This is a genomic window from Dactylosporangium sp. CA-139114, assembly GCF_050955725.1.
In the GTDB taxonomy this organism is placed as follows: Bacteria; Actinomycetota; Actinomycetes; order Mycobacteriales; family Micromonosporaceae; genus Dactylosporangium.
Genome location: NZ_CP192080.1, coordinates 7,214,845 through 7,237,330, shown reverse-complemented (window position 1 = coordinate 7,237,330; position 22,486 = coordinate 7,214,845). Strand labels below are relative to the sequence as shown.

The 22,486-nt window shown below is 73.9% G+C and carries 14 protein-coding genes and 1 riboswitch; of the genes, 8 read left to right on the top strand and 6 right to left on the bottom strand.

Annotation, left to right across the window (positions count from 1 at the left end; genetic code table 11):
- Positions 1 to 35 precede the first annotated feature (35 nt).
- The 5 genes from ACQP2P_RS32320 (at position 36) to ACQP2P_RS32300 (ending at position 10,678) form a co-directional block, all read left to right on the top strand.
- Positions 36 to 254, top strand: a complete 219-nt coding sequence (locus tag ACQP2P_RS32320; protein WP_433607264.1) for an MbtH family protein — start codon at positions 36 to 38, stop codon at positions 252 to 254.
- Positions 251 to 7,273 carry an amino acid adenylation domain-containing protein gene (locus ACQP2P_RS32315; RefSeq protein WP_433607262.1) on the top strand — a complete coding sequence of 2,341 codons (7,023 nt, stop codon included), beginning with the start codon at positions 251 to 253 and terminating at the stop codon, positions 7,271 to 7,273. The genes ACQP2P_RS32320 and ACQP2P_RS32315 overlap by 4 nt, the downstream gene beginning before the upstream one ends.
- Entirely contained in the window at positions 7,270 to 7,986 is a 717-nt protein-coding gene (locus ACQP2P_RS32310; RefSeq protein WP_433607260.1) for a CatB-related O-acetyltransferase, read from the top strand. The genes ACQP2P_RS32315 and ACQP2P_RS32310 overlap by 4 nt, the downstream gene beginning before the upstream one ends.
- Complete coding sequence (locus ACQP2P_RS32305) at positions 7,977 to 9,170, top strand: cytochrome P450 (RefSeq protein ID WP_433607258.1); 1,194 nt, start codon at positions 7,977 to 7,979, stop codon at positions 9,168 to 9,170. The genes ACQP2P_RS32310 and ACQP2P_RS32305 overlap by 10 nt, the downstream gene beginning before the upstream one ends.
- A 272-nt stretch (positions 9,171 to 9,442) precedes the next feature.
- Entirely contained in the window at positions 9,443 to 10,678 is a 1,236-nt protein-coding gene (locus tag ACQP2P_RS32300; RefSeq protein ID WP_433607256.1) for a hypothetical protein, read from the top strand.
- Positions 10,679 to 10,742: 64 nt separating this feature from the next.
- Here ACQP2P_RS32300 and metH read toward each other — a convergent pair whose 3' ends face one another.
- From metH to ACQP2P_RS32275, 5 genes are all read right to left on the bottom strand, one after another.
- A complete protein-coding gene (metH, locus tag ACQP2P_RS32295; RefSeq protein ID WP_433607254.1) occupies positions 10,743 to 14,366 on the bottom strand; it encodes a methionine synthase in 3,624 nt (1,207 codons plus the stop codon).
- A 17-nt stretch (positions 14,367 to 14,383) separates the two neighbouring features.
- A riboswitch (S-adenosyl-L-homocysteine riboswitch) is annotated at positions 14,384 to 14,460 on the bottom strand.
- Positions 14,461 to 14,469: 9 nt separating this feature from the next.
- The gene (locus ACQP2P_RS32290; protein WP_433607252.1) at positions 14,470 to 15,720 is read right to left on the bottom strand and encodes a glutamate synthase-related protein; all 1,251 of its coding nucleotides are present in this window, start codon (positions 15,718 to 15,720) and stop codon (positions 14,470 to 14,472) included.
- Positions 15,717 to 16,697, bottom strand: coding sequence for an asparagine synthetase A (locus ACQP2P_RS32285; RefSeq protein ID WP_433607250.1), 981 nt, complete (start codon positions 16,695 to 16,697; stop codon positions 15,717 to 15,719). Before ACQP2P_RS32285 ends, ACQP2P_RS32290 begins: the two co-directional genes overlap by 4 nt.
- Positions 16,694 to 17,995, bottom strand: coding sequence for a methylaspartate mutase (locus ACQP2P_RS32280; RefSeq protein ID WP_433607248.1), 1,302 nt, complete (start codon positions 17,993 to 17,995; stop codon positions 16,694 to 16,696). The genes ACQP2P_RS32285 and ACQP2P_RS32280 overlap by 4 nt, the downstream gene beginning before the upstream one ends.
- Complete coding sequence (locus tag ACQP2P_RS32275) at positions 17,992 to 18,471, bottom strand: cobalamin-dependent protein (protein ID WP_433607246.1); 480 nt, start codon at positions 18,469 to 18,471, stop codon at positions 17,992 to 17,994. Before ACQP2P_RS32275 ends, ACQP2P_RS32280 begins: the two co-directional genes overlap by 4 nt.
- Before the next feature lie 226 nt (positions 18,472 to 18,697).
- Between ACQP2P_RS32275 and ACQP2P_RS32270 the strand changes: the two genes are divergently transcribed.
- The 3 genes from ACQP2P_RS32270 to ACQP2P_RS32260 are packed head-to-tail and all read left to right on the top strand — an operon-like array spanning position 18,698 to position 21,483.
- Positions 18,698 to 19,009, top strand: coding sequence for a phosphopantetheine-binding protein (locus ACQP2P_RS32270; RefSeq protein ID WP_433607244.1), 312 nt, complete (start codon positions 18,698 to 18,700; stop codon positions 19,007 to 19,009).
- Positions 19,010 to 19,020: 11 nt separating this feature from the next.
- Positions 19,021 to 20,676, top strand: coding sequence for a 2-isopropylmalate synthase (leuA, locus tag ACQP2P_RS32265; RefSeq protein ID WP_433607242.1), 1,656 nt, complete (start codon positions 19,021 to 19,023; stop codon positions 20,674 to 20,676).
- A gap of 6 nt (positions 20,677 to 20,682) precedes the next feature.
- Complete coding sequence (locus tag ACQP2P_RS32260; protein ID WP_433607240.1) at positions 20,683 to 21,483, top strand: thioesterase II family protein; 801 nt, start codon at positions 20,683 to 20,685, stop codon at positions 21,481 to 21,483.
- Here ACQP2P_RS32260 and ACQP2P_RS32255 read toward each other — a convergent pair whose 3' ends face one another.
- A complete protein-coding gene (locus tag ACQP2P_RS32255; RefSeq protein WP_433607238.1) occupies positions 21,484 to 22,476 on the bottom strand; it encodes a TauD/TfdA family dioxygenase in 993 nt (330 codons plus the stop codon).
- Between the last annotated feature and the right edge of the window lie 10 nt (positions 22,477 to 22,486).

Sequence of the window (22,486 nt, the reverse complement as noted above, 5' to 3'; positions counted from 1 at the left end):
CCGGCTTCGGCTCGCCCGCTTCCGAGGAGACCGACGTGACCAACCCGTTCGACGACGAGGACCGGACGTACCTGGTGCTGGTCAACGACGAACGCCAGCACTCGCTGTGGCCGGCCACCATCGCCGTGCCGGCCGGCTGGGTCACCGCTTTCGGCGAGGACACCCGCGCCGCCTGCCTGGACTATGTCGAACGGCACTGGACGGACCTGCGGCCCGCCAGCCTGGTCGCGGCGGCGAGCGACGACCCTGCATGATCCCGCTGTCAGCGGCCCAGCAGCGGTTGTGGCTCCTGAGCCAGATGCAGGGCCCCTCGCCGGCCTACAACGTGCCGCTGGCCGTGCGGCTGCGGGGCGAGCTGGACCGCGCCGCCCTGCGGCTCGCCGTGTGCGATGTCGCCGGGCGGCACGAGAGCCTGCGCACCGTGTTCCGGGTCCGCGACGGTGTGCCGGGCCAGGAGATCCGGCCCGCGGACACGATCGGCCTCCCGCTGCCGGTCACCGCCGTCGCCGCGGACGAGGTACCGGCGCGGCTGGCCCGGCTGGCCGAAGTACCCTTCGATCTCGGCACGGAGCTGCCGCTGCGGATGCACCTGCTGGCGGTCGGTGAGCGCGAGCACGTGCTCCTGGCCGTCCTGCACCACATCGTCACCGACGGCGCCTCCAACGGGCCGCTGTGGCGGGACCTCTCCATCGCCTACCGCGCGCGGCTCGGCGGCGAGCCCCCGGACTGGAAGCCGCTGCCGGTGCAGTACGCCGACTACGCGGTCTGGCACCGCGAGCTGCTGGGCGACGACGCCGACCCGGACGGGCTCGCCGCCCGGCAGCTGGCGTTCTGGCAGCGCGCGCTGGCCGGGCTGCCACCGGAGGCGACGCTGCCGGCCGACCGCCCGCGCCCGGCGCTCGCCTCCCACCGCGGCGCCGCGCACACCGTGCGATGCGCGCCCGGGCTGCACCGGGGTCTGCTGCGGCTGGCCAGACAGACCGGCACCAGCCTGTTCATGCTCGCCCAGGCCGCGACCGCCGTCCTGCTGGCGCGCTACGGCGCCGGGCCCGACATCCCGATCGGTTCGTTCGTCCAGGGCCGCCCCGACGAGGCCCTCGAGGACCTCGTCGGCTTCTTCGTCAACACGCTGGTCCTGCGCACCGACACCGCCGGCGACCCGACATTCCGGGCGCTGCTGGAGCGTGTGCGCGCCGCCGACCTCGCCGCCTGGTCGCATCCGGACGTGCCCTTCGACCGGGTGGTGGAGGCGCTCAACCCGCCGCGGGGCGCCGCCCGCCATCCGCTGTTCCAGGTCCTGGTGACGATCGAGGACCCGGCGGCGGTACCGGACTTCGACGGACTGGTCGCTCAGGCCGAGCCGGTCGACGCCGGCGCCGCGAAGTTCGACGTGACCGTGATCGTCACCGGTCACCGCGACGGCGACGGCGGGCCCGGCGAGCTGGAGATCACGATCCAGTACGCCGCCGACCTGTACGAGCCGGAGACGATCCGGGCCGCGGCCGACGGGCTCGTCCGGATCCTGGCGGCGATGCAGGCCGACCCGGACCGGCCGATCGGGACGGTGGACCTCCTCGGCCCGGCCGAGCGGCAGCGGATCCTCGTCGAGTGGAACGACACCGCCGAGCCGGAACAAGACCGGCTGCTCGCCGAGCGGCTGCGGTGCCAGGCCGCGGCCACCCCGGACGCGCCGGCCGTCCGGTGCGGCGGCAGCGAGCTGACGTACCGCGAGCTGCACGCCCGCGCCAACCGCCTGGGCCGCCTGCTCGCCGCGCGAGGCGTCGGCCCGGAGTCGCTGGTGGCGATCGCCCTGCCCCGCTCGATCGACCTCGTGGTGGCACTGCTCGCGGTCGTCAAGACCGGCGGCGCCTACCTGCCGGTGGACCCCGGCCATCCGGCCGAGCGGATCGCCGGCATCCTCGCCGACGCCCGCCCGGTCTGCCTGCTCAGCACCGGGTCGCCCGCGTACGACGTGCCGTGCCTCGTCCTCGACTCCGACGAGACCCGCCGCGCGCTGGCCGCCGAGCCGGACACCGAGCCCACCGGGGCCGAGCGAGCCGGCCGTGAGCACCCCGCCTACGTCATCTACACCTCCGGCTCGACCGGCCGGCCGAAGGGCGTCGTCGTGCGCCACGGCGGCCTGGCCAACTTCCTGACGGCGATGGCCCGGCACGTACCGCTGGACGGGAACGACCGGCTCCTCGCGGTCACCACGGTGGCCTTCGACATCGCCGCCCTCGAGCTGTTCCTGCCGCTCGTCAGCGGGGCCGCCGTGATCCTCGCCGACGCCGGCGAGGTGCGCGACCCGGCGGCCCTCGTGGCGCTCGCCGAGGCGGCCGGGGCCACGGTCATGCAGGCGACTCCGGCCCTGTGGCAGGCCGTCCTGTCGGTCGCCGGCGAGCGGCTGGACGGCGTGCGGAAGCTGGTCGGCGGCGAGGCCCTGCCGTCCGGGCTGGCGCAACGGCTGCGCGGGCCGGGCGCGTTCAACCTCTACGGCCCGACCGAGACCACGATCTGGTCCACGCTCGACGTGCTGTGCGGCACGACACCACCGCCGATCGGGCGGCCGATCCGCAACACCCGGGTCCACGTCCTCGACGAGGGGCTGCGCCCGGTCCCGCCCGGCGTGCCGGGGGAGCTCTACATTGCCGGCGCCGGGCTGGCGCGCGGTTACCTCAACCGGGCCGGACTCACCGCGGAGCGGTTCGTCGCCGATCCGTTCGGCCCGGCGGGATCGCGGATGTACCGCACCGGCGACCTCGGCCGCCGGCGGCGCGACGGCCGCCTGGACTTCCTCGGCCGGGTCGACCACCAGGTCAAGCTCCGCGGCTTCCGGATCGAGCTGGGCGAGGTCGAGACCGTCCTGGCGGGCGATCCCGGCGTCCGGCGGGCCGCGGCGATGATCCGCGGTGCCGTGCCCGGCGACCCCCGGCTGGTCGCCTACCTTCTCGTCGCGCCGGACGCCGACCCGGCCGCCGTGGTGGCACGGGCCCGCGACGCCGCCCGGCGACGGCTGCCGGAATACATGGTGCCCTCGGCCCTCGTGGTCCTCGACGCGTGGCCGCTGACGCCCAACGGCAAGCTCGACCGCGCCGCCCTGCCCGCGCCCGCGTTGGATGCCCCGGCCGGCGGCCGCCCGCCGCGCACCGCCGGCGAACAGGTGCTCGCCGCGCTCTTCGCCCAGGTCCTCGGGCTGAACCGGGTCGACACCGACGCCGACTTTTTTGCCCTCGGCGGGCACTCGCTCGCCGCGACCCGGCTGGTCGGCCTGATCCGCTCGGTGCTGGGCGTGGAGTTCTCGGCGCGCACCTTCCTCGAGGCGCCGACGGTCACCGGGGTGGCCGACCGGCTCGGCGGCGGCCGGGCCGCGTCGATCCCGTTGCGCGCCGCGCCCGTCCGGCCCGATCGGCTCCCGATGTCGTTCCAGCAACGCCGGCTGTGGTTCCTCAACGAGCTCGACGGCGGCGTGGCCTACAACATCCCGTTCGCGCTGCGCCTGACCGGCGACGTCGACGCCGGGGCCATCGAGGCCGCCCTGGGCGACGTCGTCGAGCGGCACGAGGTGCTCCGCACGGTGTTTCCGGCGGCGGACGGCGGGCAGTGGCAGCACGTGCGGCCCGCGGCCCAGGCCCGGCCCGGCCTGCGCGTGCTGCCGACGGATCCGGCGTCGCTGGACCGGGAGCTCGCCACGGCGGCCGAGCGGCCGTTCCGGCTGACCGAGGAGCATCCGCTGCGGGCGTACCTGTTCGCGCTGGGGGCCCACGACCACGTCCTGCTGCTCGTGGTGCACCACATCGCCTGCGACGGCTGGTCGCTGGCGCCGCTGCTGCGCGACCTCGCCGAGGCCTATGCGGCGCGCCGGGCCGGTGCCGCGCCGGGCTGGGCCGCTCCGCCGGTGCAGTACGCGGACTACGCGCTGTGGCAGCGGGCGGTGCTCGGCGACGGGGCCGAACCGGACAGCCTCGCCGCGCGGCAGACGGCCCACTGGCGCGAGGCGCTGGCGGGGGTACCGAACCAGCTTCGCCTGCCCTATGACCGGCCCCGCACGCCCGGCACCGGCCTGCGGGCGGGGCTCGTCGGCTTCGAGGCGGGCGCCGACGTGGCCGCGGGGCTCGCCGCGACGGCCCGTGCCGCCGGGTGCACTCCGTTCATGGTGTTCCAGGCCGCCGTCGCCGTCCTGCTCTCGCGGCTGGGCGCCGGCACGGACATCCCCCTCGGCACGGCCACGTCGGGCCGCACCGACGAGGTCCTCGACGGCCTGATCGGCTTTTTCGTCAACACCGTGGTGCTGCGCACCGACCTGTCCGGGGACCCGGCCTTCACCCAGCTCCTGGCCCGGGTCCGGAAGGCCGACCTGGCCGCGTTCGCCAACCAGGACGTGCCGTTCGAGTCGCTCGTCGAGGCGCTCGCGCCGGAGCGGATCCCCGGGGCCAACCCGCTGTTCCAGGTCAGCGTCTCCATGCGGATCGGCGGGGACGCGCAGGTCGCCCTGCCGGGGCTGCAGGTGGCGTGGCAGGAGACCGGGCCGGGGCTGGCCGCCTTCGACCTGTCGTTCGTCCTCGGCGACGACAGCGAGGCCCCGGGTGGCGGGCTGAGCGGCTCGATCCGCTATCGGGTGGACCTTTTCGACAGCGTCACGATCGAGAAGATGGCGGCCGGCCTGGTCCGGGTGCTCGAGGCGGTCATCGCCGACCCGGACGTGCGGGTCGGGCAGATTCCGCTGCTGTCCGCACCGCAGCGGCGGCAGATGCTCGTCGAGTGGAACGACACCGCCCTCGAGGTACCGCACGGCACGGTGCCCGAACTGTTCGCCGCGCAGGCCGCCCGGACCCCGCACGCGCCGGCCCTGGCCTGCCGCGACGCGACGCTGACCTATGCCGAGCTGGACGCTGCGGCCAACCGGCTCGCCCACGAGCTCGCGGCGCGGGGCGTCGGGCCGGAGGCGATCGTGGCCCTCGTCCTGCCGCGCACCGAGCAGGTCACCATCGCGCAGCTCGCGACCCTCAAGGCCGGCGGGGCCTACCTGCCCGTCGACCCTCGCTACCCCGCCGCCCGGATCGCCCTGCTGCTCGAGGACGCGGCTCCGGTGGTGCTCGTCACCACCCGGGACCTGGCCGCCACTGTGCCGGCCGGCACCGCGGCGCCGGTCCTCGTCCTGGACGACGCGGCGGTCCGGGGCTCCCTCGCACGGCGCCCGGCCACCGCACCGGACCTGCGCGGTCGCCTGCGCCCGGCCCACCCGGCGTACGTCATCTACACCTCCGGCTCCACCGGCCGTCCCAAGGGGGTCGTCGTCTCCCACGCCGGAATCCCCAGTCTGGTGGTGGCGGCCGTCACCGAGCTGGGATTCGGCCCTGACTCGCGGGTCCTGCAGTTCGCTTCGGTGAGCTTCGACGCCTCCGTCCACGAGACCTGGGCCGCGCTGCTGACCGGGGCCTGCCTGATCGTCGCGGAGGAGCACGACCGGGTCGCCGGACCGGGACTCGCCGACTTCCTGCGGCTGCGCCGGATCACCCACGCGATCCTGACACCGGCCGTGCTCCTCGGGACCGAGCTCGACGAGGTCGCCGCCGGGCTGAGCGTGGTGACGGCCGGTGAGGCGTGCCCGCCCGCGATCGCCGCGTCCGCGGGGCGATACCGGCGGCTGGTCAACGCCTACGGGCCGACCGAGTCGACGGTGTGCGCCACCATGCACCCGCTGACACCGGGCGACCCGGTCCCGCCGATCGGCCGCCCGATCGCGAACACCCGCGTCTACGTGCTCGACGCGGCGCTGGGCCCGGTGCCGCCTGGCGTGCCGGGCGAGCTCTACATCGCCGGCGACGGCCTGGCCCGGGGATACCTGCACCGGCCGGGGCTCACCGCCCAGCGCTTCGTCGCCGACCCGGCCGGCGCGCCCGGCGCGCGGATGTACCGGACCGGCGACCTGGCGAGCTGGACCCGGGACGGCCGGCTGACGTTCCTCGGCCGCACGGACGACCAGGTGAAGATCCGGGGTTTCCGGATCGAGCCGGCCGAGGTCGAGACGGTCCTCGCGGAGCAGGCGGCGGTGGGCCAGGTGGCAGTGGTACCGCGCAACGACCGCCTGATCGCCTACGTCGTACCGGCGGCACCCGGCATCGCGCTGGACGGGAATCAGGTGCGGCGGCTCGCGGCCGAGCGGCTGCCCGACTTCATGGTGCCGGCCGTCGTGGTGCTCGACGCGCTCCCGCTCACCCGCAACGGCAAGGTCGATCGTTCGGCGCTGCCGGACCCGGGCGACGGCCGGGCCGGTTGCGCGTCCACCGTGGCGGCCGACCCGCGGGCTGCGGTGCTGGCCCGGCTGTTCGCCCAGGTTCTGGACGTGCAGCGGGTCGGCGTCGCGGACTCGTTCTTCGACCTGGGCGGCCACTCGTTGCTCGCGGTGCGGCTGATCGCCCTGATCCGGGCGCTGCTCGGCGCCGAGGTGAGTATCCGGACCCTCTTCGAGGCGCCCACCGCGGCCGCCCTCGCATCTCGGCTCGACGAGGCGCCCAGCGACGAGTTCGCCGGCGTTATCGAGCTGCGGCGCGGCGGCGGAGCCGGGCGGCCGGTGTTCTGCTTCCATCCGATCGGCGGGCTCAGCTGGTGCTACTCGGCCCTGCTGCCCTACCTCGACCGCGGCGATGCCGTCTACGGCATCCAGGCCACCGAGAGCCACGGCCGCTTCCGCCCGGTCGGGTCGATGGCGGAACTCGTCGAGCGGTACACCGGCCTGGTCACGGCGACCGACCCGGACGGGCCGTACGTTCTCGTCGGCTGGTCGCTCGGTGGCGTGCTCGCCTACGAGATCGCCGGTCGGCTGCGGGACGCGGGGCGCGACGTCGAGCTGGTGGCCATGTTCGACTCCCGGCCCTACCCGCGCCCGCTCTCGTCCGACGCCTCCGACGAGGAGTTCGTCGCCTGGGTCGACCGGGAGATCGCCGGCAGCGGCCGCGCGGACGGGGTCGTCGGGGATCGGCAGCGCCGGACGCTGATCCGGGCCGCACGGACCATCGCCGGGGTGCTCGGGCCGCCGCTGACCCGCTCGTACTCCGGCCGGGTGCTCGCCATCGAGGCATCCAGGACGGCGGCGGACCTCGGGCCGCTCGAGCCGGCGTGGCGGCCGTACCTTCGCGATCCCGAGCACCACGCGATCGACGCGGAGCACTCGTCGATGCTCACGCCCGCCGCGGTGGCCCAGGCCGGCCCGATCCTGCGCGCGGCCCTGGCGGCGCCTCGGCCCGCATCCGGCGGCGACCGGCGGCCGAGTTGACCGGGGACAGCCGGCCGGCCGGGCTCGACATCCCCGACCCGGACGAGCCCCGCCCGACAAGCGACGACCGCTGCGTGTTCATCCGGCCGACGCTGGGCGCGGGCAGCCGGGTCGTCGCGGGGGAGTATTCGTACTACGACGCCTCCCAGGACAGCGCGACGTTCGAGGAGGACCGGGTCCTCTACGCGTACGGGGCGCAGCGGCTGCTGATCGGCCGGTTCTGCTCCATCGCCGCGGGTGTCCGCTTCGTCATGGCCGGCGCGAACCACGTCCACAGCGGCCCTACCGGCTTTCCGTTCTTCAACTTTCCGGGGGACTGGCAGGACGCGCTGCTCGACCCGCTCATCGCGCGGGGCCCGAAGCACAAGGGCGACACGGTGATCGGCAACGACGTCTGGATCGGCCGCGACGCGACGGTGATGCCCGGCGTCACGGTCGGCGACGGCGCGATCATCGGTGCCTGCGCGGTCGTCGCCGCGGACGTCGACCCGTACCACATCGTGGCGGGCAACCCGGCGCGGCCCGTCCGTGCGCGCTTCTCACCGGACGGTGTCGCCATGCTCCTCGCCGCGCGATGGTGGGACTGGCCGATCGAGGTCATCTCCCGCCACCTCCCGGCCCTGGTGCTCGGCACGCCGCAGGACGTGGCGGCGATCGCGGCGACCGTGGGCCGGCCCGCGCAACCCGGCACCGAGACCCGACCATGGACATAGCCGCGGACGGCATCGACCTCGCCGATCCGGGCCTGTACGCGACGGGCGATCCCGAGGCGGTCTGGGCCGCGCTACGCCGGAGCAGCCCGGTGTACCGCAACCGGCGCCCCGGCGGCGGCGAGTTCTGGGCGGTGACCCGGCACGCGGACGCGGTTCGGGTCATGCGCGACAGCGCGACGTTCACGTCCGAGCGGGGCATGCGTCTCGACCAGAACCCGGCGGCCGTCGCGGCGGCCGCCGGCCGGCTGATGATCGTGACCGATCCACCCCGTCACGCGCAGATCCGCCGGCTGATCGGCGCGGTGTTCACGCCCCGCCGGGTGGCCCGGCTGGAGCACGACCTGCGCGCGCTGGTCGGCGAGCGGCTCGATCGGGTCCTGTCCGGCGAGCCGTGCGAGTTCACCGATTTCGCGGCCGTCGTTCCGGTTGCCGTGATCTGCGACCTGCTGGGTGTTCCGGTGGCCGACCGGGAATTCATGCTGCATTGCACGCGCGTTGCCTTCGGCGATTCCGGCGCCTCGGAAATGGATCGGCTGGCGGCGCACGCGAGCATGCTCGACTATTACCAGGAATTGGTCGACGAGCGTCGGCGAGAACCGGGTGACGACGTGATCAGTGCAATGCTCGCCGGTACCGTCGACGGCATTGCCCTGACCGACGAGGAGATATTCCTGAATTGCGACGGGCTCGTCTCCGGCGGCAACGAGACGACCCGGCACGCGACCGTCGGCGGCCTCCTCGCCCTGATTCGCCATCCGCACCAGTGGCGGCTCGCGGCCGGCTTGCCCGGGCGGGTCGACGCGGTCGTCAACGAGATCCTGCGCTACACCAGCCCGGCCATGCACGCCCTGCGCACGCCGAGAACCGACGTCGAGGTCGGTGGCCGGCGCATTCGCGCCGGAGAGCCGGTGGCCGTGTGGCTGCCGTCCGCCGATCGGGACGAGGTCGTCTTCGAGCGGGGCGACGAGTTCGACGTCACGCGGGCCGCGGGCAACCACGTCGCGTTCGGCGTCGGCCCGCACTACTGTCTCGGCGCGGCGCTGGCCCGCGTCGAGCTGCGGGTGGTCTTCGGGGAATTGCTCGCCCGGGCCCGCGGGGCCGAAGTCGCCGGCCCGGTCCGCCGGTTGTCGTCCAATCTCATCTGGGGGTTCGAATCGCTGCCCGTGCGTATCAATGCCCGATAACGGATGGCCGTCTTGTGTCTGCCATATCCTGATCTATTGACATCAATCTGAACGCACAGTACCATGACGATCTGGAATCACGGGGGTGCGGAAATAGCGACACGGAAATGCCCGGCGATGGGTTGGCTCGCGGGATTTCCGGACCCAAGACGCCAGTGTTGTCGTCGGGTTCCGATTTCGTCAATGTTCCAAACCGGGGGATGGGAATGACGGACGGGAAAGAAATGGGTCGATTCGCCATATTACTGAAAAGGATGCGCACGCAGGCCGGCATGACGCAGCGGCACCTCGCCGACCTGTCGACGGTGAGCGTGCGGGCGATCCGCGACCTCGAGCTCGATCAGACGCGCAGCCCGCGCCGCGAGACGGTCCGGCTCCTCGCCGACGCGCTGCGGCTCACCGGGCCGCGGCGGGCCGCGCTCGAGCAGGCGGCCGTGAGCACGGGCGAGTGGCTCGCGGGCGACCTGGTGCCGCCACCGGCCCCGCTGAGCCCGTTGCTGGGGCGCGAGCGGGACGTGTCGTCGCTGGTCACGCTACTGGAGTCGAGCGGGCACCGGATGATCACCGCCGTCGGCGTCGCCGGGGTCGGCAAGACGCGGCTCGGCCAGGAGGTCGCCGTCCAGCTGCACCTGCGGGGGCGCATCCCGGCCGTCTGGCTCGACCACGACGAGCGGGTTCCGCCCGCACCGCACCGCGCCTCGCCCGACCGGCTGGGGGCCGGGCTGCGCGTGCTGCTGCGCGGCGAGCCGGTCCTGGACGAGCTGGCCCACGCGGTCGGTGACACCCGGATCTCGCTGATCGTCGTCGGCACCAACCTGGACCGCACCGTGCAGAACCGGCTGCGCATGCTGCTGCTGCGCTGCCCTGGCCTGCGGGTGCTGTGCGAGTCCCGGGAGGCGCCCGCCGAGCCGAGCAGCACGGTCTTCCCGGTGCTGCCGCTGGCCGTCCCGGAGTGGCAGTTCGGCGTCGCGGAGACCGATCCCGCGCGCTATCCGGCCCTGCAGTTGCTGCTCTCGCAGTACGAGCAGCTGCGGCCCGACGCGGCGGTCGACCACGAGATCGCGACCGCGCTCGCCGGCATCTGCTGGTATCTCGACGGCATCCCGACGGCGCTCGAATCGGTGGCGCCCTGGATGCTCCTCTATGATCCGGTCCGCCTCCTGGACATGACCCGCCGGGACCCGCTGCGGCTGATCGCGCAGCGCGCGGAGACCGGGACCGGCCTGACCGAGGCCCTGCGCGGCACCGTCTGCGCACTGGAGCCGTGGGACGCCGAGGTGCTGCGCCGGCTGGCCGCGGTGCGCCGCCCGTGGACGCTCGAGCAGGCCCTGGAGCGCATCGGGGACTCGCTCGTCACCTCGGTCAACCGGATCTACGCCCTGTGCACGCGTGGGCTGGTGCGCCCCGTGGAGCCGGCCGGCGGCGGCGAACAGCGCTTCACCGTGCTCAACCTGGTGCGGTGCCTGCTCGCGGCCGACGGCGTGCCCGCGCTCGAACGCCACGCCTAGGACCGGACCCGGCCCGTGGCGACGGCCCCGTCGGTCGGGGCCGTCGCCACGGGCCGGTGCGCGGCTACCCGGCGATGTCGTAGGCCAGGTTCGGGCGCAGCCATCGCTCGACCTCGGCGACGCTGCTCGCGCGGCGCCGAGCGTAGTCCTCGATCTGGTCGCGGCCGAGGCGGCCCACGGTGAAGTACCGCGACTGCGGGTGCGCGAAGATCAGGCCGCTGACGCTCGCCGCCGGGGTCATCGCGAACGACTCGGTGAGGCCCAGGCCGAGGCTGTCCGCCTGGAGCAGCTCGAAGAGCGTGCGCTTGGGGCTGTGGTCGGGGCAGGCGGGATAGCCCAGCGCCGGCCGGATGCCGCGAAACCGCTCCGCGTGCAGGTCCGACACGACCGGCTGGGCGTCCGGCTCGAACCAGGTGCGTCGCGCCTCGAGGTGGATGTACTCGGCGAACGCCTCGGCCAGCCGGTCGGCCAGGGCCTTGACCATGATGGCGCTGTAGTCGTCGCCGGCTGCCTCGTACTGCGCCGCCAGCGTATCCGCGCCGTGGATGGCCACGGCGAAGCCTCCGAGGTGGTCGCCGGCCGGGGCGACGTAGTCGGCGAGGCAGCGGTTGGGCCGGCCGTCCGGCTTCTCGGTCTGCTGGCGCAGCATCGGCAGCCGCACCTGCGGGCCGGTGCCGTCCGGCCGTAGGACCAGATCGTCGCCCTCGGCGTGCGCGGGCCAGATCGCGAACGCACCGCGCGCCGTGAACGACCGATCCTTGATGACTTTGTCGAGCATCCCGTTGGCGTCCTCGAACAGCTCCCGCGCGGCCGGCTGGTCGAGGATTGCAGGGTACTTCCCGGTCAGCTCCCACGCCAGGAAGAGGAACTGCCAGTCGATCAGCTCCCGGAGCGTCTCGAGGTCGGGCTCGACGTTGCGCAGCCCGGTGAACGCCGGGACGGGCAACTCGTCGAAGGAGACCCGCTCCCGGTTGGCCCGCGCCCGGCCGAGATCGAGCATCGGGGTGTGCCGCCGACCGGCGTGCTGATCGCGCAACCGCTCCTGCTCGGCCCGGTTGCGGGCGTCAGCGTCCGCCACGCGGTCCTTGTCGAAGAGCTCGGCCACGACCCCGACGACCCGCGACGCGTCGGCCACGTGGACCGTGGAGCCGGGGTAGGCCGGGGCGATCCGGACCGCCGTGTGCTGGCGCGAGGTGGTCGCGCCGCCGATCAGCAGCGGCAGTGCCAGGCCCCGCCGTCGCATCTCGGAGGCGACGTCGACCATCTCGTCCAGCGACGGCGTGATGAGCCCGGACAGACCGATCGCGTTGGCGCCCTCGGCGACGGCCGTGTCGAGGATCTTCGCCGCCGGTACCATCACGCCCAGGTCGAGAACCTCGTAGTTGTTGCAGCCCAGCACGACGCCGACGATGTTCTTGCCGATGTCGTGCACATCGCCCTTGACGGTCGCCAGGACGATCTTCGGGCGCTGCCGGCCGGTGCCGAGGCCGTCGCGCTCGGCCTGCTCCTTCTCGGCCTCCATGAACGGCTCGAGATAGGCCACCGCGCGCTTCATCACCCGCGCGCTCTTGACCACCTGCGGCAGGAACATCTTCCCGGCGCCGAAGAGGTCACCCACGATCTTCATGCCGCTCATCAGCGGGCCCTCGATGACCTCCAGCGGCCGGGCCGCCATCTGCCGGGCCTCCTCGGTGTCCTCCTCGATGAACTCGACGATGCCGTGCACCATCGCGTGGGACAGCCGGTCGCCGACCGGCGCGTCGCGCCAGGCCAGGTCCACCGTGCGGCGCTGGCCCGACCCGGTCACCGTCCCGGCGAAGGTCACGAGCCGGTCGGTCGCGTCGGGGCGCCGGGCGAACAGCACGTCCTCGACCAGCTCGAGCAGGTCTCGCGGGATGTCCTCGTAGACCGCGAGCTGGCCGGCGTTGACGATGCCCATGTCCAGGCCGGCCCGTACCGCGTGGAAGAGGAACGCCGCGTGCATGGCCTCCCGCACGGTGTCGTTGCCGCGGAAGGAGAACGACAGGTTGGAGATGCCGCCGGAGATCCGCGCACCGGGGCAGCGCTGCTTGATCAGCGGCAGCGCGTCGAGGAACGCCTTGGCGTAGTTGTCGTGCTCGGCGATCCCGGTCGCCACGGCGAGGACGTTGGGGTCGAAGATGATGTCCTCGGGCGCGAAGCCGGCCGCCCCGACGAGCAGGTCGTAGGCCCGGCCGCAGATGGCCACCTTGCGCTCGGTGGTGTCGGCCTGTCCCTCCTCGTCGAAGGCCATCACCACGACGCCGGCCCCGAAGCGGCGGATGGTGCGGGCCTGTTCGAGGAACGGGGCCTCGCCCTCCTTCAGGCTGATCGAGTTGACCACGCCCTTGCCCTGCAGGCACTTCAGGCCGGCGGCCAGGACGCTCCAGCGCGAGCTGTCGATCATGACCGGGATGCGGGCGATCTCCGGCTCGGTGGCGATGAGGTTCAGGAACCTGGTCATCGCCGCCTCGCTGTCGAGCAGGTCGGCGTCCATGTTGACGTCGAGGAGGTTGGCGCCCCCCTGGACCTGCTCCAGCGCCACCGCGGCGGCGCCCTGGAAGTCGCCGGACTCGATGAGCCGGCGGAAGCGCTTGGAGCCGGTGACGTTCGTCCGCTCGCCGATCATCACGAAGCCGGTGTCCGGCCCGATCGCGAAGGGCTCCAGCCCGCTGAACCGGGTGGCCGGCGCGGCGGCCGGGGTCGGGCGGGGCGCCTGCGGGCGGACCGCGGCGGCGACCGCGGCGATGTGCGCGGGAGTGGTGCCGCAGCAGCCGCCGACGACGTTGACCAGGTGCGACTCGGCGAACTCGCCGAGGTACGCCGCGGTCTGCTCCGGAGTCTCGTCGTAGCCGCCGAAGGCGTTGGGCAGCCCCGCGTTGGGGTGGGCGGCGACGTACGTGCCGGCGATGCGGGACAGCTCCGCCACGTGCGGGCGCATCTCCTGCGCGCCGAGCGAGCAGTTGACCCCGACGATGAGCGGACGGGCGTGCTCGATCGAGCGCCAGAACGCCTCGACCGTCTGCCCGGACAGGGTGCGGCCGCTGAGGTCCACGATCGTGACCGAGATCCACAGCGGCAGGTCGGGCGCCACCGAGCGCGCGGCCGAGATCGCCGCCTTGGTGTTGAGGGTGTCGAAGATCGTCTCGATGAGCAGCAGGTCGACCCCGCCCTCGGCCAGCGCCGCGATCTGCTCGGCGTAGGCCGACTCGACCTCGTCGAAGGTGACCGCACGGTACGCCGGATCCTCGACCCGGGGCGAAAGGGACAGCGTGACGTTCATCGGACCGACGGACCCGGCGACGAACCGGCCGCCGAACTCGTCCGCCGCCTGGCGCGCCAGCTGGGCGCCGCGCACGTTCATCTCCGGGACCAGGGCCTCCAGGCCGTAGTCGGCCTGGCCGACCCGGGTCGCGGTGAAGGTGTTGGTCGTGGTGATGTCGGCGCCCGCCGCCAGATACTGCCGGTGGATGTCGAGGATCACGTCGGGCCGGGTGAGGTTGAGCAGATCGGGATCGCCGGTGACGTCGTGGGAGTGATCGTTGAACCGATCGCCGCGGTAGTCGTCCGGCGTGAGCCGGGCGCCCTGCAGCATGGTGCCCCAGGCGCCGTCCAGGACGGCGATCCTGCGGCGCAGGAGATCGTGTAGCGCGTCTGACGAGGTACGCACGCTATGCCTTTCCTTGTGCTGGAAGGGCGCCCTTGGCGTGTCCATCGGTGCGAGCGTGGCGGGTGATCGACCCGTTGCAGCGCCTCTCGCTCCGGTGACAAGTTTAGTCAATGCCAGGCTCGGGGTTATTCCCGGGCGCGGGCCACAGGTCCTCAGCGGCGACGTCGGTGGCGTCGTATCGCCCCAGTGCGCTCACCAGTAACCGCAGCTCGAAGGCCAGACAGGCGGCGAAACGCTCAAGCCCGGACTCGGGATCCTCGTCGGCCGCGAGCAGCGCGGCCCGGCCCAGCCCCACCGCCCGGGCACCGAGCGCGATGCACTTGACGGCCCGGGCGCCCTCCCAGATCCGGCCGCTGACCAGCAGGCACGAGCCGCCCGGCCGGATCCGGCGCAGGCACTCGGCCAGCGGCAGGCCGACCTGGTCGAGAAACCCGGTCGGAGCCCACCCCGTGCCGGCCTCGGCGCCGTCGACGGTCACCGCGTCGGCCCCGGCCCGCCAGGCGGTCGCGGCGGCAAGTCCGACGTCGCGCCCGGGCGGCAGCTTGACCCAGACCCGGGCCCGCGGGTAGTTGTTGCGCATCAGCCGGACCTGCTGGCGGAGGATCTCCTCGGTGAAGGTGCCCGGGCTGGCGCAGCGCAGGACGTCGTCGCCGGCCAGCGTGAGGGTCGCGAACCGGGAGCCCCGGTCCGCCGTGGCCGCGGGAAGGACCGTCAGGCCGCCCAGCCCCGGCTTGGCGCCCTGACCCACCTTGAGCTCGAAGGCGAGCCGGCCGGACTCCAGCAGCGGCTGCACCGCGGGATCGCTGTAGACCAGGTTCCACACCTCGGCGTCGGCGTCCTCGGTGCTCTGCTGGACCGCCACGCCCCCGGTGTGGTCCGGGACCTCCCGCGCGTATGCCCGCACCCGGCTGCGCAGATCGTCGTCACTCGCCGGGCCGAGGCGGCCGTAGCCGTTGACCGGCACCACGTTCTCCCCGACGACCATCGGCAGCCCGAGCCGCCCGGCCTGACGGGCGATCGCGACGCCGCGCCCCAGGCCGGCCGCCGCGGTCGAACCGAAGGCGGAGACGAACAGCGGCAGCGGCGATCGCAGCCCGCCGATCTCGGTCTCCAGCCGGACGTCGTCGGGCCTGGGCTCCCGGGCCAGCTCGACGAGCTTGGCCAGCCGGTCGGGCATGAACACCGGCGGCACCAGACGCAGGGCGTCGAGCCCGTCCGGGGCCGGGCCGGCGCCGGGGACGGCCCCGAACAGCACCTTGCCGTATTCGCCCCGGTCCGGGAAGGCGGCCGCGATTCCCTCGCGCGCCCGCCGCCGCACCTGCTCCGCCGGGAACCCGCCGGCCGTGAGGGTCACGGCGATACCACCCCGGGGAGCTTGGGGTAGGCGCTCGCCTGCCAGATCGCCTCGCGGCCGGCCAGGTACCGGGTCAGCCGCTGCACGCCCAGGCCGAAGCCGGCGCTGGCCGGGATGCCGTCGCGGGCCAGCCGGAGATACCACCCGTACTTGGCCGGATTCTCGCCGGTCTCGCGGATGCGCGCGACGAGGCGGGCGTACTCGGATTCACGTTCGCTGCCGCTGGCCAGCTCGCCGTACCCCTCCGGCGCGATGAGGTCGAAGTTGCGCAGGACGCCGGGCCGCCGCGGGTCCTCCCGGTCGTAGAAGCCCCGGGAGCCCTTCGGATAGGCGGTGACGAAGAACGGCCGGGCGGCCTTCTCCGACAGCATCCGCTCACCCGTCCAGTCCAGCTCCGCGTCGGCGCTCTGCGGGTGGCCGAGCCGCCGCAGATCCGCGACGGCGGTCTCGTGGGGGATCCGCTCGAAGGGATTGTGCAGCAGGTCGGTGAAACTGCCGGGGTCACGGCCGAGGGCCGCCAGCTCGTCGCCGAGCTCGGACACGACGCCGGCGGTCACGTGCCGCAGCAGTTCCTCGGCGACCCGCATGGCGTCGTCCCGGCCGCCGCCGGCGATCTCCACGTCAATCTGGTGGAACTCGACCAGGTGCCGGCCCGTGGCGCTGGTCTCGGGCGGCTCGAGGCGCACGTTCGGCGCGACGTAGAAGAGTTTGTCGAAGGCCAGCAGCGACGCCTGCTTGTAGAGGATGGCGCTGGTCATCAGCTTGTACCGGTGGCCGTAGTAGTCCACGTCGACCTGCTTGGCGCCGCGGCTGCCCGGATCGGTCACCGGACCGATGATCGGGGCCAGCAGCTCGGTGAAGCCCTGCCCGGTCAGGTAGCGCCGGGCGGCGACGAGGATCTGGTGCTGGATCAGCAAGGTCGAGCGGGTGTCCGGCCGCCGCAGATGCTCGCGCGGATCGGGCGGGGGTGCGATCATGGCGTTCCTGCTCTCCGGGAGGTGGCGGTGGGCCTGCTGGCACCGGCGGCGTCGAACGTGTCGCGCGTGTACGACAGGCTGGTGAGCAGCTGCGCGGCGGTTGTCCCGGCTCTGGCGGCCGGGCCGGGCGGCGGGTCGATGGGCATGCCGCCGACCCGGGACCACCGCAGCCAGCCGTCGGGAGCGACGTAGCTGCGGGTGCGGCCGTGGTTGTCGGGGTGCAGGCAGTAGGGGACGTCGAAGTGGCCGCGGGTGACGGCCCGCAGGAGGGCGCGGCCGACGTCATCGTGCAGGCCGAGCACCGCCGCGACGATGGTCCGGGCCTCGCGCAGGACCTCGTTCTCCGCGGTCTGCGGTGCGGCAGGCGTGTCCCGGACGCGCGCGGCGGCCAGCGACGCGATCCGCAGCGCCTCGACGTTCTCGGCGACGGTCGGGATCCGGTGCGCCTCGGCGGTCGTCTTGACGATGAGCCGCGCCGCGCCGGTCTGCACCGCGAGCGCGGCCGCCGCCCGCAGCAGCCGCCGCGCGCCCGCCCCGGTCCGCGGGTACAGCCCCATGTAGGCGTAGACGACGATGTGCCAGTCGATGTCGGCGAGCAGCTCGGCGCCGAGAACGGCCAGGGCCCGCACGGCCAGCCGGTCCTGGGCCGGGCTGGTCTGCTGCGCGTAGCTGAGCGACACGCTGCGCAGGCCGTGCTGGCGGAAGAACAGGGCCTCCAGGATGCTCGTGGCGACGAGCAGGCCGGGCGGGCACAGCTGCCCCATCATTCCGCCGCCGAAGGTCTCCAGATGGGCCTGGGTGTCGCCGTCCGGTGCCCGGGTGAGCAGCTCGCAGGCCCGCTCCCAGTTGGCGATCGACTGCCGCAGCGGCACGCGTCCGTACGGCAGGCAATAGGAGACCGGCCCGCCCTCGGTCGCGTGCAGGCCGGCGTGGCGCATCGCGCGAACGATCGCACCCGGCTGCGCGGAGCCGTGCCGGACCTGGACCGGGAAGCCGGGGCGCGGCACGCCGGCGAGCATGGACCGGTTGACGGCCCCGCCGTGCGCCACGATCGGGTACCCGTTGAGCGGCACGCCGGCGTTCAGCGCGCGGCGGGCCTCGCCGTGCAGCCCCAGACGCGTGTAGCTGTCGACGGTGACCGTCCCGGCCGCGGTGACCGGAGCTGCGCGCACCGCCAGCAGCCCGGCGCGCATGGCCGCCGGGTCGCTGAAGCCCATACGGGGCTGGACGACGAGCTGCCCGGCCCCGCGCGCCCGCCGCACGTACGCGCCGAAGGAGTCGCCGGCCGGTACGGTCAACGCCGGATGGCGGGGGACAGCGCGCCGACGAACGCGCGGAAGCGGTCCAGATCGTCCTCCGTGACGACCAGGTCGAAGCCGGCCGCCAGCAGCCGCGCCGCGCCCGCGTCGAGGTCCCCGAGGTCGGTGCCGAGCTTGCCGCCGATGGCCATCGCGGTGCCGGCCAGGGCCGCGTGCCGGCGCAGGGCGGCCGCGACCCTGGCACCCTCGTCGAAGCCGTGCCCGTTGACGCTGCTCACCACGAGCAGATCGGGGCGGCGGGCGAGGCACTCCTCGACGAGCATCCGGTCGGGCACACACGGGCCGAGGTTGGTGACGTGGTGCCCCCACTCGGTGAGCAGCAGCTCGAGGTAGACAAGGCCCCAGGTGTGCGACTCCGACGCCATCGAGGCGAGCAGGACCTCGAGCGCGGGAGCCGGCCGGTCGCCGCCGGCGCTCGGCGCGCCGCTCGCCACGGCGGGTAGGGCCAATGCCATCGACTCGTCCCTTCGGCAGCCGGTCCGCGTGACACCGCGCACCCCGTCCAGGCTAGGGGCGGCGCCGGGGACCGCAGGCAGCAGCGCGGGCGGATGGGGGGCAGTTCGCGCCCGCGGCCCACGTCGCCGAAGCCGCCGTCCGTCTGCCGCCGGCATTGCCGGGCCGGGGCGCCCGCGGCGCCTACTGTCGCACCGGACAGGCGGCTGCGGGACGAGGTGGCGAGCGGTGACATCCGAGGAGGCGGCCGCGCGGGCACGGGTGGAGCGGTTGCTCCGCACGCTGTTCGCCGAGCTGCTGCAGCGCGATCCGATCGGCGCCGACGACGACTTCTTCGAGCTCGGCGGCCATTCGATGCTCGCCACCCGGCTGGTCAACCGGATCCGGCAAGAGTGCCACGCCGAGGTGCCGCTGCTGATCGTGTTCGAGCACCCGACGCCCGCGGAGCTGGCCCGGCACCTTCCGCTGGGCCGCCGGGCGCGACCGGCGCTGCGGATCAGCCCGCGCACCGGGGACGAGCCATCGGGAAGCGACGGGTAAGGGGCCACCAGATGTCTGATGCGGCGGGACGACACCTCACGGGGACGGTGCAGCGGCCCAGCGGCCTGCCCGCGCACCGGTACCGCCCGTTCACCGCCCCCGATCTGCCCGACCGGCGATGGCCGGGCCGGCGGCTGGAGCGGGCCCCGCTGTGGTGCTCGGTCGATCTGCGCGACGGCAACCAGGCGCTGGTCGAGCCGATGGGCGTCCCGGTCAAGCATCGGCTGTTCACCCTGCTCACCCGGCTCGGCTTCAAGGAGATCGAGGTCGGGTTCCCCTCGGCCAGCCAGATCGACTTCGACTTCGTCCGCGAGCTCGTCGAGCGCGACCTCATCCCCGACGACGTGACGATCCAGGTGATCACGCAGGCCCGGGCCGAACTCATCGAGCGGACGTTCGAGGCGGTCCGGGGCGCGCCGCGCGCGGTCGTTCACCTGTACAACTCCGTCTCGCCGGTGCAGCGCTGCGTGGTGTTCGACGCCGGCCGCGAGGCGATCCTCGGACTGACCGTGCAGGCCGCGCGGCTGTGCACGGACCTCGCCGAGCGGCACGAGGGCGGCCGGATCCATTTCGAGTACTCGCCGGAGTCGTTCACCGCGACCGAGCCGGACTACGCGCTGGAGGTCTGCGAGGCGGTCATGGACGTGTGGCGGCCCGAGGACGGGCGGCCCATCATCCTCAACCTGCCCGCCACCGTCGAGTGCACGACCGCCAACGGCTTCGCCGACCAGGTGGAGTGGATGCACCGCAACCTGTCCCGGCGCCGGCACGTCTGCCTGTCGGTGCACCCGCACAACGACCGCGGTACCGGCGTGTCGGCGGCGGAGCTGGCGCTGCTGGCCGGGGCGGACCGGGTCGAGGGGTGCCTGTTCGGCAACGGCGAACGGACCGGCAACGTGTGCCTGGTGACGCTGGCCATGAACCTCTTCTCGCAGGGCATCGACCCGATGATCGACTTCTCGGACATCGACGAGGTCCGCCGCGTCGTGGAGGAGTGCACGCGCCTGCCGGTGCACCCCCGTCACCCGTACGCGGGGGAGCTGGTCTACACCGCGTTCTCCGGGTCGCACCAGGACGCCATCAAGAAGGGTCTGGACGCGCTCGACAAGCACGCCGCGGCGGCCGGGCGCCCGGCCGCGGAGCTGCCGTGGGCGGTGCCGTATCTGCCCATCGACCCGCTCGACGTCGGCCGGTCCTACGGGGCGGTCATCCGGGTGAACAGCCAGTCGGGCAAGGGCGGGGTCGCGTACCTGCTCCGGACGGCGGTCGGCCTCGACCTGCCGCGCCCGCTGCAGGTCGAGTTCTCCCGGATCGTCCAGCGGCACACCGTCGAGCACACCGCGCAGTTCGACGCGGCCGCCGTCTGGGACCTGTTCGCGCGGGAGTACCTGCGTCCCTCGGACCGGGTCCGCCTGACCGGTGCGATCCGCGACGGCGTCGCCGACGTCCTCGTCGACGGGCGGCCGCACGCCGTGACGGTCGCGTCGGTCGCGGGCCACCGCCTGCCGGACGGGTCCGTGGCCGTCGCCTACGCCGAATGCGTCGTGGCCGGCGAGACGGTCTGGGGCGTGGCGACGCACCCCGAGGAGGAGTCCGCCGTCCGCCTCGCCGTGGCCGGCGCGGTGAGCCGCGCGACCGCCCCGACCGCCCCGCACGATGTGGCCTGATCCGCCGTGCTGCTGCGAACCCTGGACAGCCGCGCCGGCGCGGCCTGGAACGGGCCGGACGCCGGGCCGGTCACCTGCTTCCTGCTGCACCACGCCGGCGGGTCGGCGGCGAGTTTCGCCGAGTTTCCCCGGCACTTCCCGCCCGCCTGGCGGCTGCGCGCCGTCGAGCTGCCGGGCCGGGGCTCCGCCATCGACCGTGCGCCCTGCATCGGTACGGCGGACGCGGTGGCGCAGCTGCTGCCGCTGATCCTCGCCGAGGCCGAGGCGTGCCGGTTCGCGGTGTTCGGGCACAGCCTCGGTGCGCTGGTCGCCTACGAGCTGGTCCGGGCCCTGGAGCGCGCCGGCACCCCACCCGCCTGGCTCGGTGTCTCCGCGATGCCCGGCCCCGCGCTGGTCCGACGGCGCTTCCCGCAGCGCAGGGACCGGTGGCCGCGGGAGCGGCTGGTCGAATTCATCCGGCAGGTGGGCGGGACGCCGGTCGAGATGCTGGACGACGAGGCGACGGTGGACTACATCGTCAAGGTGCTGCGCCAGGATCTCGCCGTGGTGGACACCTACGAATTCGTGCCGGGCAACCGGCTCGGGGTACCACTGTCGGTCTTCTGGGGTGACCAGGACCCGCTGACGGAGCGCTCCATGGTCGAGGACTGGCGCCACCACTGCGCCGCGCCCGTGGAGTACCACTGCTGGCCGGGCGGCCACTTCTTCCTCTTCGACCAGGTGCCGCGACTGGCCGAGGCGATGACGTCCGGCGTGCGGCGGGCCCGGCTGGGATCGTTCGGCACGCTCGCCGGCCGACCGGCATAGTCAGGCCAGGACCGGTCCAGGGCCGATGCGGTGCCCGATGCCGCGCCGGCTGTCGAGGTGCACGTAGATGCGGTGCAGCCAGCGGTCCCGCCCGTCGTAGCGGGGGGTGAAGGTGCTGCGGCCGTGCACGACGAGGCGGTTGTCCAGGAACATCATCTCGCCCGGGCGCAGCACCGGCGACGTCCCCGCCTTCAGCAGCGCGGCCCCGAGCAGGTCGAGCGCCGAGCGCGCCTCGCCGTCGAGTGCGGCGGTCGCGTGGAAGTCCACGCGCAGCTCCGGATCGGACCCGCCGCCCAGCACCGGGTGTGGCGCGGTGGCCGCGCCGGCACGGAACGACGGCGGCGCCTGCGTCACGAACCGGGGGCTGCTCAGCACGGCGATGGCCGCCGCGTCGAGGTGCGGCAGCGCCCTGCGCACGCAGGACAGCAGGGTGGCCGCCCGGCCGTCGCGGTCGCCGCGCAGGCAGAGCAGCCCCACGTAGTCGGGGCGGTGCGGGTGGAACGCATTCTCGGTGTGCAGCTCCAGCGGTACCGAACCGGCGTTGCTCTGCGACGCGGCGAGCGTGCGGACCGGCACGACGTTCTGGACGAGCGCCCCGGCCTTCTCGTCGCGGAAGGCCATCACCTCGCCGAGCGCCTGGCCGAGCAGCATCGCCACCGCGGCCGGGCCGGTGGCGTCGCGCTCGACCGAGTCCCGCGCCGACGGTGTGTCGCGCAGCCGGGCGGCGTCGATCGGCAGGTTGCCGATCCGCAGCGTGCCATGCGGTCCGGCGTCGTGGCGAAAGTGCCGCAGCGCCGCGAGGAGCCGGTACGGCAGCCGGCAGCTCAGGTGCCGGGCGTGTCCCAGCCAGTCCGGATCGTCGAGCAGCCCGGACGACGAGCGGGTCAACTCGTCGGCGGCGGAGCCGACCGCCGACCGCTCGTCCTCAGTGAGGTCGACGGCACGCGCCGCCGACGGCGGGAAGACGTCGCCGGGCGCGGCAAGAACGGACACGATGCGGCCT

Coding starts and splice junctions, on each gene's coding strand:
- ACQP2P_RS32315 (WP_433607262.1), top strand. CDS start 251: ATGATCCCGCTGTCAGCGGCCCAGCAGCGGTTGTGGCTCCTGAGCCAG.
- ACQP2P_RS32305 (WP_433607258.1), top strand. CDS start 7,977: ATGGACATAGCCGCGGACGGCATCGACCTCGCCGATCCGGGCCTGTAC.
- ACQP2P_RS32300 (WP_433607256.1), top strand. CDS start 9,443: ATGACGCAGCGGCACCTCGCCGACCTGTCGACGGTGAGCGTGCGGGCG.
- ACQP2P_RS32285 (WP_433607250.1), bottom strand. CDS start 16,697: ATGATCGCACCCCCGCCCGATCCGCGCGAGCATCTGCGGCGGCCGGAC.
- ACQP2P_RS32275 (WP_433607246.1), bottom strand. CDS start 18,471: ATGGCATTGGCCCTACCCGCCGTGGCGAGCGGCGCGCCGAGCGCCGGC.
- leuA (WP_433607242.1), top strand. CDS start 19,021: ATGTCTGATGCGGCGGGACGACACCTCACGGGGACGGTGCAGCGGCCC.